Origin of the sequence: Algibacter agarivorans (assembly GCF_039543245.1) — a bacterium.
Taxonomy (GTDB): Bacteria; Bacteroidota; Bacteroidia; order Flavobacteriales; family Flavobacteriaceae; genus Algibacter_G; species Algibacter_G agarivorans.
This window is the reverse complement of the sequence record NZ_BAABJJ010000014.1, coordinates 61,583-76,863: the sequence shown is the minus strand read 5'-3', so window position 1 is coordinate 76,863 and position 15,281 is coordinate 61,583. Positions and strand designations below refer to the sequence as shown.

Here is a 15,281-nt window from a genome sequence, read left to right as displayed (position 1 = left end):
TTTCTTTAAGGTGTGAAAGAGGTTGGTGAAAACTGTAAAGATAAAATGAAATTATTGGAAAAATTTAAATTGCTTTTTATTAATTATCACGAAGTTATCTTTGGTTTTCTGTTGCTTAGTTTGGGTTTTGATTTCATAACTAAAACAGTTAATTTTTATGGTTTTGAAATTGTAAAATTCAGTAAATTTTTAAAAGCAATTTTTTTAGTATATTCTTTACTATTTATCATTATAAATTTTAAATATGTTTATAATAAATTAAGAGTGCCAATTGTTATTATTATAGTATTATCTGTTGTTTTCTTATTAAAAAATAATTTTTCAGAGAACTACATGCTTGAATACATTAGGTATATTTTTCCATTATTAGCATTTCCTTTAATGTATTTTGCCTATAAAAATAAAGGGGAGAAATTATTGGTTAAACTCTATACGCTTTTTAAATGGCTCATTTTTATAAATTTTCTCTTAGTATTCTTTGGTTTATTATTTGAAATAAAAATTTTCGACACCTATTATGCTCAAAGGTTTGGGGTTAATGGTTTTCTTTTAAGTCAAGGTTTTGCCCCTTTTTTTTATTTGAGTGCTACAATATTGTTTTGGGAGTTTAATGATAAAAAAATGCTTTTACTAGTATTCATACTCTGCATATTGTCCGGTGTTAAAGGGGTTTATTTTGGAGAATTTTTGTTGTTGAGTATGTTGGTCTTTTGGAGTAAGAAATTGAGCAGAGGGTTTAAACATGTTATAATAGTAATCCTGTCTTTGGTGTTTTTTTGTTTGCTATTGTTTTTATATTCTAAACCTATATTCAGGGAAGTGTATGATTCGGACGGGATCTTATCTGCAATTTTTTCTTATCGAAATGATTATACTGTAAGCCTGTACAAGCAAATTACTCCAGATAATTATAGCCTTCTAATTGGAGCTACGAACCTTCAAAAACTGAGGTTAGAATTACAAATAATTGATGTTATTTTATTTTTTGGACTTATTGGATTAATTTGTTATACTGTGTTTCTATCTTGGCTTTATAGAAGTCTAGTGAAAACAGATGTTTCTAAGGCTTTTTTTATTAGTGTTGTTGTTCTTTCGACCTTAAGCGGTAACCTTTTGTATATTCCTTTATCTCTTATGTTAATGTTTTTGGTGTTAATAGCACTAAAAAAGCAAGGCAATTAATTGAACTAACTGATTTATTTTCCAAAATACTTCCTTATTTTTGTCCGTTCAAAACATTAAAGTAGTAATAGGAACTCGGTATATTGCAAATTTTATAACCATATGAAAATAGTAATCTTAGGAACTAGGGGTATCCCTAATAATTATTCAGGCTTCGAACAATTTGCTGAGTTTTTTTCAGTGTTCCTTGTAGAGCAAGGTCATGATGTATGGGTTTATAATTCTCATAATCATGTTTTTCAAGAGAAAAAATTCCGAGGCGTGAACATTATCCATAAATTTGACCCTGAATATAAAGTAGGAACCTTTGGGCAATTCATATACGACTTTAATTGTATTATAGATTCACGGAAAAGAAGTTTTGATGTTATCCTACAGCTTGGTTATACTAGTAATACTATTTGGCACAGATTTTTACCAAAAAAGCCAATAATAATAAGTAATATGGACGGTTTGGAGTGGAAACGATCAAAGTATTCTACTGTAGTAAGGCGATTTTTGAAGTATGCTGAAAAACTTGCTGTTAAATCAAGTGATTATTTGATTTCAGATTCTATTGGTATTCAGAACTACCTTTTAAGAGAATACAATGTTAGTTCAGAGTTTATTGCATATGGAGCGGAATTGTTTAATGAACCTAATCGAGAAATTTTAAAACAGTATAATGTTGAAGAATTTAAGTACAATATGCTAGTGGCAAGGTTTGAGCCAGAAAATAACTTGGAAATGATACTGGATGGGGTGGTTTTAGCTGATAAAAAAAACCCGTTTTTAGTTGTCGGAAGACATGATTCGAATAAGTTTGGAGAGTATTTAAAGAATAAATTTAAAGATGCGAAAAATATTCGATTTGTTGGAGGTATTTTTAATTTGGAGTATTTAAATAATCTCAGGTATTTTTCAAATTTGTATTTTCATGGCCATTCTGTTGGGGGAACTAACCCTTCTTTACTTGAGGCTATGGCATCAAAAGCTTTAATTGTGGCTCACAATAATGAATTTTCTAAGTCTATATTAGAAGGAGATGCTTTTTATTTTAAAAATAAAGAAGAAGTTAAAATACATATAGATACAATTGATAAAAATCAAAACATTGGTAATATTGAAAATTGTTATGCCAAAATTAATAGTAAATATAGATGGGAAGTTATAAACAATAAATATTTAGATTTGTTTATTAAGAGTGTTAAAAGAGATAAATGAAATTAATAAAAATATTTTATCCTACTTTTTACTGTAAAAATAATTTGTGGATTTGGTTATAGTAAGATAGGTGTTTAATTAATTGTCGGTAGAGTTAAATTTGTCTTTGATTAAAACATGCTTTTGATTAAAGAAACGAGCTTTATTAATTGAGAAATTATGTATGTTTTGAGTTTATTAGTATATTTGCCCTTGAGAGAGATATGAGTAATTTATGATTAGTAATGGAAATTATTCAAAATTAATAAGACCCGTTTTATATATATTGGATTTATTAATAATTACGGTTACGTCTTATTATGTATTTACACAAGACTTAATTTTAATTCTAATTTTAGTAGGCTCCTGGTTTTTAATTTCTCTTTATTCTTCATTTTATAATATTTATAGGTATACCAAAATCACAAGAATAGTATCACTGTTATCTAAGCAAGTTTTTATAGTTATTTTGCTATTTCTTTCGTATTTATTTGTACAAAAAATATCGATTGATTCTGAGTCCATTTTCTTTTTCTTTTTTTTTCTATATGTGTTGTTGGTTGTGTGGAGGACTTCTATCCATTTTATTTTAAAAAAATACAGAATAATAACTGGTAGTAATTATAAGCAAGTTGTAATAATAGGATCAAATGACTCAACAAAAAAATTAGAACAATTTTTTATTGACGAACCTGGATTTGGATATAAGTTAATAGGCTTTTTTACAAATCAAAATGAGGATAATAAACTGGGGAGTATTTCTGAAAGCTTTGATTTTATAGTAAACAACAAGATAGATGAAGTTTATTGTTCTATGAAAGAACTAACAAATAAGCAAATAAAAGAGTTTATTGAGTTTTGTGATATTAAAGTGAAATCTTTAAAGTTTATACCTGATAATAAAGATATATATAGTAAAAACTTGTTTATTAATTATTATGATATTACACCTATTCTATCCTTAAGAGAATTACCCTTGGACAATCCAATTAAAAATTTGACTAAGCGTATTTTCGATGTCATATTTTCATTAATAATTATATGCTTTGTACTTTCTTGGTTAATACCCATTTTGGGGTTAATAATTATTCTTGAAAGTAAGGGACCTATCTTTTTCCAACAAAATAGACCTGGAATAAAGGAGCAAGGATTTGGTTGCTATAAGTTTAGATCAATGGCCATAAATTCTAGATCAGAGGATTCTGCCACACGAAATGATGCTAGGATTACAAGGGTAGGAAAGTTTATTAGACGAACAAGTATTGATGAATTACCCCAATTTTTTAACGTATTGTTTGGAACCATGTCAGTTGTTGGACCACGGCCACATTTATGGAGACAAAATGAAATGTACGGTACAAAAATATCAAAATACATGGTTAGACATTTTGTAAAACCTGGTGTAACTGGTTTGGCACAGGTTAGGGGATATAGAGGAGAAATTGAAACAAGAGAAGACATTGTAAATAGAACTAAGTATGATATATTTTATATAGAAAATTGGTCTTTTTTGATGGATTTTACTATTATAATCCAAACAGTTATTAATGTATTTAAAGGAGAAGAAAAAGCATATTAATAATTTATAATAATTAAATGAAGGTATCAGTAATTGGAACGGGTTACGTGGGTTTGGTAACAGGAACTTGTTTGGCAGAAACAGGAAATGATGTATTGTGTATAGATATAGATGAGAATAAAGTCCAAAAAATGACCCAAGGAGAAGTACCGATATATGAACCCCACTTGGATGTGTTATTCCATAGAAACATTAATGCAAATAGATTACACTTTTCAACATCATTAGACGAGGGCTTAGAGCACGGGGACATTATATTTTTAGCATTACCAACTCCTGAAGACGAAGATGGGTCTGCGGATTTGTCTTATGTCTTAGGTGCGGCAAAAGAAATAGGAAAACTAATAAAAGACTATAAAGTTATAGTTGATAAGAGTACAGTTCCAGTTGGAACATCAGAAAAAGTAAGAGAAGCTATTTCTAATGAAACAAATGTTGATTTTGATGTGGTATCCAACCCAGAATTTTTGAGAGAAGGTTTTGCTGTTGATGATTTTTTAAAACCAGAACGCATAGTCATTGGGTCGAATTCTGAAAAAGCTACAGCTTTAATGGAAAAGTTGTATAAACCATTTGTAAGATCAGGAAATCCTATTATTACAATGGACGAAAAATCGGCTGAGCTTACAAAATACGCTGCAAATGCTTTCCTTGCTACTAAAATTACATTTATGAATGAAATAGCTAACTTTTGTGAAATAGTTGGCGCTGATGTAGATAAAGTACGTGCTGGTATGGGAACCGATTCAAGAATAGGAAAACGCTTCTTATTTCCAGGAATAGGATATGGGGGGTCCTGCTTTCCAAAAGATGTAAAGGCATTACACAAGTCAGGTAAGGATGCTGGCTATGAGTTTGATATTCTAAATGCAGTAATCAAGGTTAATGACCTTCAGAAAAAAGTGCTAATCCCAAGAATAGATGCTTATTTTAATAATGATATAAAAGATAAGACTTTTGCTATATGGGGATTAGCTTTTAAGCCTGAAACAGATGATATTAGGGAAGCACCAGCTTTATATATCATCGAGGAATTATTAAATAGAGGTGCCAAAGTTAAGGTGTTTGATCCTGAAGCTATGCCAAATGTAAAACGAAAATTTGGAAATGATTTAACTTTTGCCTCTAATATGTATGAGGCATTAGAATCAGCAGATGCGTTAATAGTGTGCACAGAGTGGAGTATTTTTAGAACACCAGATTTTGATAGATTAAGAGCAGGGTTAAATTCCCCAACAATTTTTGACGGACGAAACCTTTATGATTTAAAGGAAATGGAAAAAGAAGGCTTTTATTATAGTTCTATAGGAAGAAAAACTAATTAAAAAACTAAAGCATATGAAAAGAGTATTAATTACAGGAGCGGCTGGCTTCTTGGGGTCTCATTTATGTGATCGCTTTATTAAAGAAGGTTATTCCGTTATTGGAATGGATAATTTTATTACTGGTGATAAAAAAAATATAGATCAATTACAGAATAATCCGCATTTCGAATTTATTGAACACGATGTTTCTGAATTTGTGGAAATAGAGGGCGAATTAGATTACATACTTCACTTTGCATCACCCGCAAGCCCGATTGATTATTTAAAAATTCCAATACAAACATTAAAAGTGGGTTCTTTAGGGACACATAATTTATTAGGTGTAGCAAAGGCAAAAAAGGCTAGAATGCTTATTGCCTCTACATCGGAAGTGTATGGTGATCCTTTAGTACACCCGCAAACCGAAGATTATTATGGAAATGTTAATACCATTGGACCGCGTGGCGTTTATGACGAAGCCAAGCGCTTTCAAGAGTCTATTACAATGGCATATCATAGATTTCATGGGGTTGAAACACGCATTGTTCGAATATTTAATACTTACGGACCTAGAATGCGACTTAATGATGGTCGTGTTATACCTGCGTTCATGGGACAAGCACTTAGAGGAGAAGATTTAACTATTTTTGGTGATGGCATGCAAACACGTTCGTTTTGTTATGTAGATGATCAAGTTGAAGGCATATATAGATTGTTACTAAGTGATTATGTTGAACCAGTAAATATTGGAAACCCTCACGAAATAACTATTAAAGATTTTGCCGAAGAGATTATAAAATTAACAGGAACCACCCAAAAAGTAATTTATAAGGATTTACCTGTAAACGATCCTATGCAAAGGCAACCAGATATCACTTTAGCTAAAAAGCTATTAGGATGGGAGCCAAAAGTAGATCGAGCTGAAGGCATGAAAATAACATTTGATTATTTCAAAAGCTTATCAGAAGCAGAACTTTATAAAAGTGAGCATAAAGATTTTTCAGGCTACATTAATAAATAATTAGCTTATGGAATTTAAACGTGGAAGATATTCATGGCTATTAAGACCTGCTTTAATAATATATGATCTTTTAGTTATAAATTTTTTCGCGTTTTATTTATTAAGTTTCAACGAAGAGAACTTATATTTCTTTTCAACTAATTTTTTTAACGATAAACATTTACTTTATTTTGTTTATTCAGTCACCCTGTGGCTTTCATCTACATTTTTGTTGAAATTTTATAAAGTTTATAGATATACTTCATTACTTAATATAGCCTCCTTACTCTTAAAACAATTTATAACCTATGCCGTAGTTGTATATGCATTTATAGGTTTTTTTAGAAGCATCAACGTACAAGCGTTTATTGTTTTAAAATATCTATTGTATTCATTTGCAGCAATAGCGACCGTAAAAATATTAAGTTTCTATGTCTTAAAAAAAGTTCGTACTTATTTAAAAGGAAATTTAAGAAGTGTTATTATTGTAGGTAGTGGTTCAAGTGTTGAGGAGCTCAAAAATATATTCTCGAGGAAAAAAGAATTAGGATATAACATAACAGCGATATTTAGTGATTCTAATGATAAAAATAATACGGGATCAATTAAGGACAGCTTTGAGTTTTTAAAAGAACCTAACAATATCGATGAAATTTATTGCGCCATTGATGAGTTAACTGAAAAACAAGTTAATGATTATGTTAAATATGCGAATATAAACCATTGTAATATTAAGTTTGTTCCTAACACTTTAAGGCTTTTTACAAAACGCCTTCACACAGATTATTATAACTATCTGCCTGTTTTATCTATTCAAGAAGTGGCATTAAATAATGATTTCAATAAATTTTTAAAGCGCGTATTTGATGTTTTGTTTTCGCTATTCATAATAATATTTTTCCTTTCATGGCTTTCAATAATATTATTTATCATTATCAAGTTAGAATCCAAAGGACCTTTATTTTATAGACATAAAAGAAATGGAATTAATTATAAGGAGTTTGATTGTTATAAGTATAGATCGTTAACTATTACTAAAGAAGTTAAAGGAACTTACGTAAAACCAAATGATAGTAGGGTTACAAATATTGGCAAATTTTTGCGCAAAACGAGTATAGATGAATTTCCACAATTTATTAATGTTTTAAAAGGGGATATGAGTGTGGTAGGCCCCAGACCGCATATGATATCTTATACGGATGATTACTCGAAAAAAATAGATAAGTACAATTTTATTTTTAGACATCATGTAAAACCAGGGATTACTGGATTAGCTCAAATAAAAGGGTGTCGAGGAGAGGTAGAGCATGATAATGACATTATAAACCGTGTGAAATATGATAATTTTTATATTGAGAATTGGTCCATATTGTTAGATTTAAAAATAATTTTTCAAACTATAATAAATGCCTTAAAAGGTGAAGAAAAAGCGTATTAGAGTTTTTCGAAAAGTGACATTAGTTGAATATTAAATTCAAAATTTTTAATCGCGGTTTCTTGAATTTCCTTTCTTTTGTTTAATCCTAATTCTGAAGATTCAATTTTAGAAATAACAGCATTCAAATCACGATAGTTTCCTGCTTCTGCAATCCATCCCAAATTATATTGTTCAATTAGTTTTTCACCTTCACCACCCCCAAAGTATAGCATAGGGATTCCTAATCGGGCGTATTCAAAGATTTTAGAAGGTACTGAACCATAAATTCTATTCAGTAAAGGAATAATAGTAATGTCATATTGGATTAGTGCGTTGTGTAATGCGTTCCTTGATAGTTCTCCATGATATACGATATCTAAATTTGGATGTTTTTTGATAAGATTTTCAATAGCGTTTTGTTCAGCACCAGCACCATAAATATGAAGTTGAATATTGGTGTAATCCAATGCTTGGCATAATTTATAAATACCTTGAGCTACACCTAACAATCCTGCATATACCATTTTTAGTTTTCTGGTTGATGTGTTTTTTAAACAAACCTTTGGAGCGTCAAAATCAGGAAAATTGCGATATAGAAAAGTCGCTTTATTTGGAAAAAGAGATTGCACATGGCTTAAAATCTCTTCACTCTGCCCTAAAACTAAATCAGTATGTTTATAATTAAAATGCTCGATGTTTTCGAGGACGCGATAGCTGAAATTCTTTTTTAAAGCACCCAATTCCAATCCAGCTATGGGCCATAAATCACTCACGTTTAAAATAAGCTTACGTTTTTTAGAACGCAAAAATACCATAGCTGTAAAAGCAACAAGTAAAGGTGGTGATTGTACAATAACTGTTTTAGGAATCTTATTCCAAGTAAAAAACCACACCAAACTAAAACTATAGGATAGCATGGCTATAAGGCGTAACAACTTATTCTTTGAGTTACTAGCATAAATCCATAAGCGATGAATGGTTAGCTTGTTTTCTTTTGAAGTATGTTTAAAACGCCCTTTATAAGCTTTAAAAACCTTGCCAGTTGGATAGTTGGGCAAAGGCGTAATAACTGAAACCTTAAAATGATGTTTCTGTAAACCTTCCGCTAAATGAAGCATACGATTTGAAGCGGCTCCCGTTTCAGGAGGAAAATAGTTGGTTATGATGAGGATATCCTTCATGATAACTTATATAGATGAGATATATGATGAATAATTCTTTCTGCAGCATGTCCGTCCCATAACTCTGGATTAGTACCTTGTTTCCAAGTTCCTGAAAGTAACATCTTAAATGCATATTCAATTTTTTTAGAATCATTTCCTACTAAAATATTAGTGCCGATGTTACAGGTTTCAGGACGCTCTGTACTGTCTCGTAATGTTATACAAGGTACATTCAGTACCGTTGTTTCTTCAGTAATACCTCCAGAATCTGTTATAACGGCTTTGGCGTTTTTTACCAAATAATTAAACTCTAAATACCCAAGCGGATTGACGTAATGAAGGTTTTTAAAATTTAAATTCAGACTACTCAACAATTTTTGAGTTCTGGGATGAACAGGAAAAATGATAGGATAATCTTTTCCGAGCGCAACAATTTGTGTAATTAATGTTTTTAGTTGTAATTCTTCATCAACATTGCTAGGTCTATGAAGGGTCATAACTAGGTATTTTTTATGGTGCAACTCTAAATCACCCCATAAACTAGGTTTTTTTAATCGGCTTTCATTTTTTAATAAGGTGTCAATCATCACATTACCTACAAAAAAAATATTTGATTTAGAAACACCTAACTGTTCCAAGTTTTTATTTGCATAGGTTGAAGTTGTGAAAAAATAATCGGTTAAACTATCGGTTACAATTCTATTGATTTCCTCAGGCATGCGCATATCTCCAGAGCGTATTCCTGCTTCAACATGTGTTACTTTTATATTTGATTTTTTAGCTACAATGGTACATGCCATGGTAGAGGTAACATCGCCAACAACCATTACCAAATCACAGGGGTTTTGATTTAATTCGTTTTCAAAACCAATCATTATAGCTGCGGTTTGTTCTGCTTGAGTGCCACTTTTTACTTCTAAATTACGGTCTGGTAACGGGATATTTAATTCTTCAAAAAAAGTACCACTTAAATTTTTGTCGTAGTGCTGTCCCGTATGTACAAGTCTGTAATTAATGTTAAAACCTTCCTTTTTTTTATTCTGAATCGCCTCAATAATAGGTGCGATTTTCATGAAGTTTGGCCTGGCACCAGCAACTATGGTAATATTCATGTATTTTGATTTAAGTAGGATAAAAACTGTTTCAATTTACCACTTTTTGAACGAACTAATTTGTCGTGCCTTTCAAAATTAATGTTAAGCCCTTTTTCAAGATATTTTTCCATTTCAATAGTAATGTGTTGCATTTTTTCTTCAGAAAGATTCTTAGAGCTTACATAAATTATTTTGAAAGTATCAAGTTTGGTTTGTTCAATAACAAATTCTTTAACGTTCCCATCATCTTCAATAATACTTTTAGTAATGTAATAAAAAGTTAAGCCAGCAGCTTTTTTTCCGCTTGGTAGAATAGCCATATCATTTGTTCGTCCAGCAAGTTTTTCAAGTATAGGTTCTTTAACTGTGCTTTCTTTTGAAAGGATTCCAATATCGCCAATATCGTAGCGTATAAACGGCTGAGATTTATTATAAAGCGATGTAATAACCAATCGCCCCTCTTCGCCGTAAGGCAAAACGGTATTATTGTCATCAAGCACTTCAACAAACAGCGTTTCGCTATTTACGAGCCATTTGCCGTTTGGTTTTTCAAAAGCTATTAAATCCAATTCTGATGCACCGTATTCATTTACTACGGGAACTCCAAATTGTGTTTTTAAAAGCTGCTTATCATTTTCAAAAAGCATTTCAGAAGTTGTAATGCAAACTTTTAATGCTGGACATTCCATACTGAGCACTATATTTTTACGCTTTAAATATTTTGCAAATTGCACCATGGGGCTGGTATAACCATTCATGTACTCCAGTTCTTTAGTTTTAAAAACGCTTAACCAATTTTCAAAAGCTTTATCACTTAAATCAAAGACATTAAAACGGGTTCTACGGCTCACAAAATCTTTCAACTTTTCAATATAAAATCCTTTTTTATCCAATGGAATACCATAAAAACGGGCTTGTTTAGTGGTATTGAAATCAATATTAAACCAACCAAAACGGTTTTTAATAATGGCCCAGGTTAAAGCATGGCAAAATTTATCTTTTGTGAAAATAAAAGGTTGTCCAGAGGCTCCTGAGGTTTTATCGACATACACATTTTTTTTTGTAAAACCATCAGACATTAGGGTATCTAGTGGTTGCTGTAAATCCTTTTTAGTCATTACAGGAATCGTATTCCAATCTAACGGATTTATAGATTTTCCAAAGGTTTTATAAAAGGAATTGTGTTTTAAATGATAGGAAATGATGTCTTGCTTTTTATGCTCAACATAAACATCAAATGCATGGTCATTTTTATTCTGAATGGTTTTCAAAACACGTTCTGCTTTTCTAATAGGAAAGCCTTTAAGTTGTAATGAAAGGTTAAATAAATTCAAATCAAAAAATATATATTTTGTAAAGTAAATAAAAAATATTCGTGTATTAGTGGCATTAGTTTTATTTTTGCGCAAACTATAATATGGCTTTTAATGCATGGCATTAAAAAACATTAATTTGTCATTCCCGTGAAAACGGGAAACTAAAACGAAATAAATGAATATCTTAATTCTTGGTTCTGGAGGAAGAGAACACACCTTCGCTTGGAAAATAGCTCAAAGTCCTTTATGTAACAATCTGTTTGTTGCTCCTGGAAACTCAGGAACAGCTAATGTAGCTACAAACGTAAATATTGGTGTAACCGATTTTAAAGCTATTAAAGAACTGGTTTTAGATAAGCAGATTGATATGGTTGTTGTTGGGCCAGAAGACCCATTGGTTCAAGGCGTTCATGATTATTTTTTAAATGATGAGGCTATTAAGCATGTATCCGTTATTGGACCACAAAAAGCAGCAGCCGAATTAGAAGGCAGTAAGGAATTTGCCAAAGAATTTTTATATAGACATAACATTCCAACGGCGGCTTACGAGAGTTTTACTAAAGAAACCGTTGAAAAAGGCTATGCGTTTTTAGAAACCCTAAACGCACCTTACGTTTTAAAAGCCGATGGATTGGCAGCTGGAAAAGGCGTCGTTATTTTAAATGATTTAAATGAAGCTAAAGCGGAACTAAGAAGTATGCTTGTCGATGCTAAATTTGGCGAAGCAAGCACAAAAGTGGTTATTGAAGAGTTTTTAGATGGTATTGAATTAAGCTGTTTTGTATTAACAGATGGCACAAACTATAAAATTTTACCAACAGCTAAAGATTACAAACGTATTGGTGAAGGCGATACCGGTTTAAATACTGGTGGTATGGGAGCGGTTTCTCCAGTACCATTTGCTACAGACGAATTTTTGAATAAAATTGAAGAGCGCATAGTAAAACCAACAATTTCCGGTTTTAAAAAGGATAACTTACCTTATGTTGGCTTTGTATTCATCGGACTTATAAAAGTTGGAGACGACCCAAAAGTGATTGAATATAATGTGCGGATGGGAGACCCAGAAACCGAAGTTGTTTTACCAAGACTTAAAAATGATTTTGTTGAAATCCTACAGGCTATGGCTAATGGTAGTTTAGATAAAATTGATATTGAAATTGATGAGCGCGCAGCAACAACTATTATGTTGGTATCTGGCGGATATCCAGAAGCTTATGAAAAAGGAAAGGAAATAACTGGAGTTGATGCTATTCAAGATTCTATCCCATTTCATGCGGGAGCCCAACTGCAAGATGGAAAAATTCTAACTTCAGGCGGTCGTGTTATGGCTATTACTTCTTATGGAAATACGTATCAAGAGGCCATAAAAAAATCTTACCAGAATATAGAAAAACTACATTTTGATAAGATGAATTATCGTAAAGACATTGGATTCGATTTAAACTAATTTTAATAAGATTTAGGCAAGTAAATAGTATTAAATTAGTTTACAAATAAGAATGTGCAGAAACGCTTTTATCTTCTTCGTTATTATCGTTGAAGCCTTTAAGTTGTTTCATCCAGTAGACCATAGCAACAAATCCTATAATCATAAAAATCCAAGATATAGCGTTCGCTCCAAACCAGCTTTCAAGTTCTAAGGCTCTTAAAGCGTCAAAAGGTGCAAAAATGACATCAACAAATAAATCTTGTATAGCGTAAAAGAAATCTTTCATGTGTGTTATTATTATTTTCTAACTGGGTATATAGTTAGTATATTTACGTAGCAAAAATACAAAAACAGTTAATGATAACAAGTATTTTTAATAAATCTAAGCCAATAAATTTCATCATCGTTTTTTTTATTACGCTTTTAGCTTTTGTAATAGCTAGATTAAGTTTAATAAATGAGCCGTTTCCAATGGCGTTTATTGTAAAGCAGACCACATTGCTTTTTGTAGCGTATGCATCTATTTTACTTTTAGATTTTATAGTTAATAAGAATAGTTTAACCTTAAAAAGCAATTATGAAATTTTGCTGTTTAGTCTGTTTTTGCTATTTATTACTCAGACAACCAGTAACTCTAATGTGCTTATATCCAATTTTTTTGTACTGTTAGGGTTAAGAAGAATAGTAAGTTTGCACTCTCAAAAAGACGTGAAAAAGAAACTGTTTGATGCTGCTTTTTGGATTGCAATTGCCGCACTATTTTACTTTTGGTCCATTCTGTTTTTTGCTTTGATTATAGTGTCACTTGTTTTATATACAGATAATAATGTACGACATTGGATAGTACCTTTTTTAGGCGTTTTTACTGTTTTTATAATTTCTGTTGCGACTTCTATAGTGTTTTACGATAGTTTTTTTGGCATGTTCGACATATCCCCTCAAACAAGTTATGATTTTAGCAACTATAATTCTTTATCGTATTTAATCGCTATCACGGTACTTTTATCTTTCGGGATTTGGTCTTCGTTTTTCTATTTAAAAAACATTAAGAAGAAGAAAAAAGTGTTTAGAGTGTCGTTTAAACTCATTATTATAGCTGCTATTATAGGGTTTTTAATAGTATTACAAGTTCCTGAAAAAAATGGTAGTGAATTTTTATTTCTCTTTGCGCCGTTGGCAATAATTATTACCAATTATATCGAGATAATTCAAGAAAAATGGTTTAAGGAAGTCTTTCTTTCGGTACTCTTTATTGTCCCTTTTGTATTGCTATTGTTGTAGTTTTTCGCCAAAAGCTAAATCGCCTGCATCACCAAGCCCAGGAATTATATAGCCTTTTTTGTTGAGTTTTTCATCAATAGCGGCAATCCACAAATGCACGTTATCATCAAAGTGTTTTTCAACAAATTTAACACCTTCCTGTGCACCAATCGCACTTATTAAATGGACTTCTTTAGGTGTTCCAAAAGGTTTTAGAGCTTCAAAAGTTGCCACCATAGATTGTCCTGTGGCTAGCATAGAATCTGCTAAAATAAGTGTTTTGTTTTCTAAATTTGGGCAAGCTAAATACTCTACAATTATTTCAATACTTTCAGGATTATGTTTATGATGTCTATAGGCCGAAATAAAAGCATTTTCAGCAGTATCAAAATAGTTAAGCAATCCATTATGTAGAGGCAAACCTGCTCTTAAAATTGAGCATAAAACAATATCGTTTTCTAATACATTTATAGAAGCTTCTCCTAAAGGGGTTTTAATAGATGACGTTTTAAAATTTAGAGATTTACTGATTTCATAAGCCAAAATTTCTCCAATACGCTCAATATTTCTTCTAAACCGCATACTATCTTTTTGAATATCAATATTTCTAATTTCTGAAATAAAAGTGTTTAGTATTGAGTTTTGCTGAGATATATGGTGGATATGCATAATGAGTTATGGTTTTTCAGTAGTAAAGTTAATTAAATATGAAGTATATTTACGCTTTAAAATTTAACACATTATGTTCACAGAAAAAGCCAACAAAATATTTCAAGACGTCATTGAAAAATACCACATTATTAACACTGTAGATCAGCCTTTTGAAAACGCTTACGCGGAAAGTGATTTATTAGAACATTTATTATATAGAAAATGTTGGATTGATACCGTACAGTGGCATTACGAAGATATTATTCGCGATCCACAAATAGATCCTGTTGCCGCCTTAACTTTAAAGCGTAAAATTGATGCTTCAAACCAAGATAGAACGGATATGGTGGAATATATTGATAGTTATTTTTTGGAAAAATATAAAGATGCTCCTGTTAAAGAAAATGCCACTATTAATACTGAAAGTCCAGCTTGGGGCGTAGATAGATTATCTATTTTAGCATTGAAAGTGTACCACATGAACGAAGAGGCAACTCGAACTGATGCTTCAGATTCGCATAAAGCCGCATGTCAGAAAAAATTAGACATTTTATTAGAACAGCGTGTAGATTTATCGACCGCTATTGATACGCTTTTAAGCGATATCGAGAAAGGCGATAAATACATGAAAGTTTATAAGCAAATGAAAATGTATAATGATGATGAGCTTAATCCTGTGTTGAGAGGACAGAAATAAATAG

At 31.2% G+C, this 15,281-nt stretch carries 14 protein-coding genes; 9 read left to right on the top strand and 5 right to left on the bottom strand.

The window, feature by feature from the left end; all coding sequences use genetic code 11:
- The first annotated feature begins 54 nt into the window (after nt 1-54).
- The 6 genes from ABD935_RS06855 to ABD935_RS06830 all read left to right on the top strand — a co-directional run bounded on the left by ABD935_RS06855 (nt 55) and on the right by ABD935_RS06830 (nt 7,685).
- Nucleotides 55-1,182 (top strand): hypothetical protein, encoded by a 1,128-nt coding sequence (locus tag ABD935_RS06855; protein WP_345190995.1) that lies wholly within the window; start codon nt 55-57, stop codon nt 1,180-1,182.
- Between the two features lie 102 nt (nt 1,183-1,284).
- Nucleotides 1,285-2,385 (top strand): DUF1972 domain-containing protein, encoded by a 1,101-nt coding sequence (locus ABD935_RS06850; RefSeq protein ID WP_345190993.1) that lies wholly within the window; start codon nt 1,285-1,287, stop codon nt 2,383-2,385.
- 214 nt (nt 2,386-2,599) lie between these two features.
- Nucleotides 2,600-3,943: an undecaprenyl-phosphate glucose phosphotransferase gene (locus ABD935_RS06845; protein ID WP_345190992.1), complete on the top strand. Its 1,344-nt coding sequence runs from the start codon at nt 2,600-2,602 to the stop codon at nt 3,941-3,943.
- A 17-nt stretch (nt 3,944-3,960) separates the two neighbouring features.
- Entirely contained in the window at nt 3,961-5,268 is a 1,308-nt protein-coding gene (locus tag ABD935_RS06840) for a UDP-glucose dehydrogenase family protein (RefSeq protein WP_345190991.1), read from the top strand.
- Between the two features lie 13 nt (nt 5,269-5,281).
- Nucleotides 5,282-6,268 (top strand): UDP-glucuronic acid decarboxylase family protein, encoded by a 987-nt coding sequence (locus ABD935_RS06835; RefSeq protein ID WP_345190990.1) that lies wholly within the window; start codon nt 5,282-5,284, stop codon nt 6,266-6,268.
- Between the two features lie 7 nt (nt 6,269-6,275).
- Nucleotides 6,276-7,685: an exopolysaccharide biosynthesis polyprenyl glycosylphosphotransferase gene (locus ABD935_RS06830; RefSeq protein ID WP_345190988.1), complete on the top strand. Its 1,410-nt coding sequence runs from the start codon at nt 6,276-6,278 to the stop codon at nt 7,683-7,685.
- Here ABD935_RS06830 and ABD935_RS06825 read toward each other — a convergent pair.
- The 3 genes from ABD935_RS06825 to ABD935_RS06815 are packed head-to-tail and all read right to left on the bottom strand — an operon-like array spanning nt 7,682 to nt 11,255.
- Complete coding sequence (locus ABD935_RS06825; RefSeq protein ID WP_345190987.1) at nt 7,682-8,845, bottom strand: glycosyltransferase family 4 protein; 1,164 nt, start codon at nt 8,843-8,845, stop codon at nt 7,682-7,684. The genes ABD935_RS06830 and ABD935_RS06825 overlap by 4 nt on opposite strands.
- Nucleotides 8,842-9,939 carry a non-hydrolyzing UDP-N-acetylglucosamine 2-epimerase gene (gene wecB / locus ABD935_RS06820; RefSeq protein ID WP_345190986.1) on the bottom strand — a complete coding sequence of 366 codons (1,098 nt, stop codon included), beginning with the start codon at nt 9,937-9,939 and terminating at the stop codon, nt 8,842-8,844. Before wecB ends, ABD935_RS06825 begins: the two co-directional genes overlap by 4 nt.
- Nucleotides 9,936-11,255, bottom strand: a complete 1,320-nt coding sequence (locus ABD935_RS06815) for a phenylacetate--CoA ligase family protein (protein WP_345190985.1) — start codon at nt 11,253-11,255, stop codon at nt 9,936-9,938. Before ABD935_RS06815 ends, wecB begins: the two co-directional genes overlap by 4 nt.
- Before the next feature lie 157 nt (nt 11,256-11,412).
- On the opposite strand from ABD935_RS06815, the gene purD reads away from it, so the two are divergent.
- Entirely contained in the window at nt 11,413-12,687 is a 1,275-nt protein-coding gene (purD, locus tag ABD935_RS06810; RefSeq protein WP_345190984.1) for a phosphoribosylamine--glycine ligase, read from the top strand.
- 40 nt (nt 12,688-12,727) lie between these two features.
- Here the strand turns inward: purD and ABD935_RS06805 are convergent, their stop codons facing one another.
- Entirely contained in the window at nt 12,728-12,955 is a 228-nt protein-coding gene (locus ABD935_RS06805; protein ID WP_345190983.1) for a DUF6341 family protein, read from the bottom strand.
- A 71-nt stretch (nt 12,956-13,026) separates the two neighbouring features.
- Between ABD935_RS06805 and ABD935_RS06800 the strand changes: the two genes are divergently transcribed.
- Nucleotides 13,027-13,950, top strand: a complete 924-nt coding sequence (locus tag ABD935_RS06800) for a DUF6427 family protein (protein WP_345190982.1) — start codon at nt 13,027-13,029, stop codon at nt 13,948-13,950.
- Here the strand turns inward: ABD935_RS06800 and upp are convergent.
- Nucleotides 13,939-14,598, bottom strand: a complete 660-nt coding sequence (upp, locus tag ABD935_RS06795; protein ID WP_345190980.1) for a uracil phosphoribosyltransferase — start codon at nt 14,596-14,598, stop codon at nt 13,939-13,941. The genes ABD935_RS06800 and upp overlap by 12 nt on opposite strands.
- 73 nt (nt 14,599-14,671) lie before the next feature.
- On the opposite strand from upp, the gene ABD935_RS06790 reads away from it, so the two are divergent.
- Nucleotides 14,672-15,277, top strand: a complete 606-nt coding sequence (locus ABD935_RS06790; protein WP_345190979.1) for a DUF4254 domain-containing protein — start codon at nt 14,672-14,674, stop codon at nt 15,275-15,277.
- Nucleotides 15,278-15,281 lie beyond the last annotated feature (4 nt).